The sequence below is a fragment of the Polaromonas sp. P1_G2 genome, assembly GCF_056405515.1.
The window spans coordinates 1-439 of record NZ_JBFUBY010001215.1; the positions used below are offsets into that span (position 1 = coordinate 1).

Below are 439 nucleotides of genomic sequence, written 5' to 3' on the forward strand. Positions count from 1 at the left end.
GTTCGATATCGCCGCGCTCGGCCTCGGCGGTGATCACGCCCGCAAGCGGATCGGCGGCATGGCGGTGGCGGTACCACAGAAATCCGCCTCCTCCGAGAGCCAACACGATGAGAAGGAGGACCAGATATTTGAAAAATCTTTTCATTCGGCGGGCCAGCGGAGGCTATGCGAGGACATGCTTGATCAATAGCATCTGCTTGTTTCGCGGTCATTGCGCGAATGTAAAGAAGTATTGCACTGCAAAAATGCCGCAGGCCTGCCCGCGAAAGCGCCTCGATGCGTATGGAGTTGGGTAAGGCGTTTTAGAATGGTGGGTTGTCGAAGACTGCTAAAGCCACCGCATTACGTCTGCTCAGTAGACTATAAGGTTTCCACCTTTGGGAAAGGTACCGCGCCAGCCACATGGGAAGTGTCCGCTCATGTACCAGTAGGCCTGACT

The 439-nt window shown here is 55.4% G+C and carries 1 protein-coding gene; it reads left to right on the forward strand.

Translation table 11 applies throughout. The features are described from left to right. The coding region (locus AC1D0P_RS29835; RefSeq protein WP_477680035.1) for a hypothetical protein at positions 1 to 190 on the forward strand (190 nt) is incomplete at its 5' end. Positions 191 to 439: the final 249 nt, after the last annotated feature.